This is a genomic window from Stieleria sp., from assembly GCF_041595215.1.
Classification (GTDB): domain Bacteria; phylum Planctomycetota; class Planctomycetia; order Pirellulales; family Pirellulaceae; genus Stieleria; species Stieleria magnilauensis.
This window is the reverse complement of sequence record NZ_JBFHKV010001223.1, coordinates 1-2329: the sequence shown is the minus strand read 5'-3', so window position 1 is coordinate 2329 and position 2329 is coordinate 1. Positions and strand designations below refer to the sequence as shown.

At 61.8% G+C, this 2329-nt stretch carries 1 protein-coding gene and 1 pseudogene; both read right to left on the bottom strand.

Annotation, left to right across the window (positions count from 1 at the left end; genetic code table 11):
• Nucleotides 1-371 (bottom strand): annotated as a pseudogene (locus ABX749_RS29875) (hypothetical protein); the annotation flags it as partial.
• Entirely contained in the window at nt 368-2137 is a 1770-nt protein-coding gene (locus ABX749_RS29870; RefSeq protein WP_372899251.1) for an efflux RND transporter periplasmic adaptor subunit, read from the bottom strand. The gene ABX749_RS29870 and the pseudogene ABX749_RS29875, both read right to left, overlap by 4 nt.
• Nucleotides 2138-2329: the final 192 nt, after the last annotated feature.

The window sequence follows — 2329 nt, the reverse complement described above, 5'->3', positions numbered from 1 at the left end:
TGCGATTCGCTGATGCGGTCGTCGATTCGAGCGATGACTTGCCCCGCTTTGACGTTATCCCCCAATCGAACATCCAGACTCTGGATCGGGCCGGGCTCAAGCGCCGGAACCTCGACTTGATCGATCAACTTGATCACCAACGGGCCGACCACCTGGGGTTCATGTGCACCGATCGTCGGCAACGACAGCACCAACATCAACATCAACCACGCATGGGCAAGCGTGATCCTCGCCGCCCGCCCGATGCCTCCGTGAAGGTTCATCCAATTCATTTGACCGCGTTGCGTCGACGTCACGACGCCGGGCGGCGCGTCGATCACACGCTGATGGTCCGCTCGCCGCGTGCCGGTTCGGATTCGATCTCGATTCACAACCATCCCCACAATCTGAGTTGTTCGATGACTTTGCGGCAGAGCACGAACCCCGCCGCCGCTCGATCGCAATCGATCCAGCCGACGACGCCCGCGTCCGCAGCGAACGTTGCGTCCTGGTCGTTGGGATCGATCGACGCAGTGACGACCAACCGGCCGAAACGGTCCAGGGACGCCGCCTGATCCAAGCCACGCAACGTGCCCTGCCGTTGACGCTGCGGTTCGGATCGGATTCGAAAGTGACACTCGACCGGGGCGTCGTCTTGCCGCTCGGCGGCCGCCAACACGTATCCGAACTCCTGGTCCGGCACGTCCAATTCCACCCGGTACCCGTCCTGTTGATCGATCACACGAATCACCGAATCCCCCACGCGTACCGGGCGTGGCGTTTGCAATTGCCCGACGTCATCCGGCGTCACCAACGTCACCGTTCCGTCGATCGGGCTGTGCACGATCAAGTCAGCCTGGCGTTGCTGCAGCAGCGTGATCTGACTGTCCAGCCCCTCGAGTCGAGCTTCCAGGACGCGGCGATCGGAGGCAATGTCCTTGGAGGAATCATCACCGCGGCGCGTCGCCGCAATTTGCAACTGTTCCTGCACCGCGACCGATTCGCCGCGCAAACGCGTGATTTGCAAGTCCAGTTCGTGGCTGGAGAATTCGCAAAGTACCTGACCGGCGCTCACCTGCATCCCCGACTGACACGCCATCCGCCGGATTTGTCCGGTCACCGGCGCATACACTGTGTATTGGGTGCGTGGAACAATGCGACCGTCAGCGGCAACACGAATCGTCATCGGGTACAAGCACAGAAACGCCAACAGTGCGGCCGCCGCAGCAATCCGCCATCGGATGGAACGCTGCCCGAGCCAATCCCGTCCCCGACGCAGATAACCGCGAGGCCGCGATCGCAACACGTCTCGGATCGCCGCATCGAATAACTGGCGTTGCGCCGCTGTGAGATCGGCTGCACATCGCTGGTCGGAATCGAAGACTTCACCGATCGCCAACATCTTGCCAGCCGCAAATCGTGTGACCAGCAATTCAACGGCGTGACCGGTTTGTAAAAACGTCGCGACCGCATCGTCGTCTTCGCCGCGAAACGTGACGGTGGCGCGTGGCGCTGCGTCAAACGGTTGATCGAGCTGCTGGTCGATCGTGGTTGCGATCGCCTGGGTCTGTTGGACTTGATCGGCGCGGGGATCGAACCGCGCTTGGACCGACGATCCGACCAGTTCAAAGCGTGCACCGCAACGCAGCAGCAAACTCAATCGCTCCACCTGCATCGACGATCCCAGCTCGATTGCGATGCGATGCAAACGCACGCTCCACGGGCCATCATCGAACAGCCGAGTGCTCAACTGGGAAACCGAATCGAGTTCGTTTTCGGTTTCGTCCAGACGGATGCGAGCGATCGCACCAACCAGCAACCCGCCAATCGCAGGCAACGCTTCTTCGATCGCCCGCCGAGTGGTCGTGTCCGACGCCGAGTCTGGAAGCAGCCAGAGTCGAATCGACAACGCGGACGCGTCCGTCACCGCGGCGTCCCACCCCAGATCCGCTGCCCGTGAAGGCCGCTCCCCGACCGCGCAAAGTGGCGGGTCCATCGAATCACCGAGACAACCGATCTCGACCGCCGCCACCGCAGGCAACTGCTCCATCAGCTCGCCGGCTGTCCGCAGGAACAATCCCCGATCCAACGCCGATTTCAATCGCGTCTCAAGCGTTGCGATGACCACCGCGCAAGCGTCCCAGGGATCATTCGACATGGCAGAACCACCGGCCTGGCATGCAACGCTGTGAAGCATTTTTTAGCGGTAGGGCGCGAGCCCTACGGTGTATCGGGAACGATGAGGAACCGGAGGGCTTGCGCCCTGCCGCTAACACACCATTTTTTAGCGGTAGGGCGCAAGCCCTCCGATGTTTCGGGAACGATGAGGAACCGGAGGGCTTGCGCCCTG

Bases quoted from the DNA above. Each gene is read 5' to 3' on its own strand.
- ABX749_RS29870 (WP_372899251.1), bottom strand. From the start codon at position 2,137: ATGTCGAATGATCCCTGGGACGCTTGCGCGGTGGTCATCGCAACGCTT.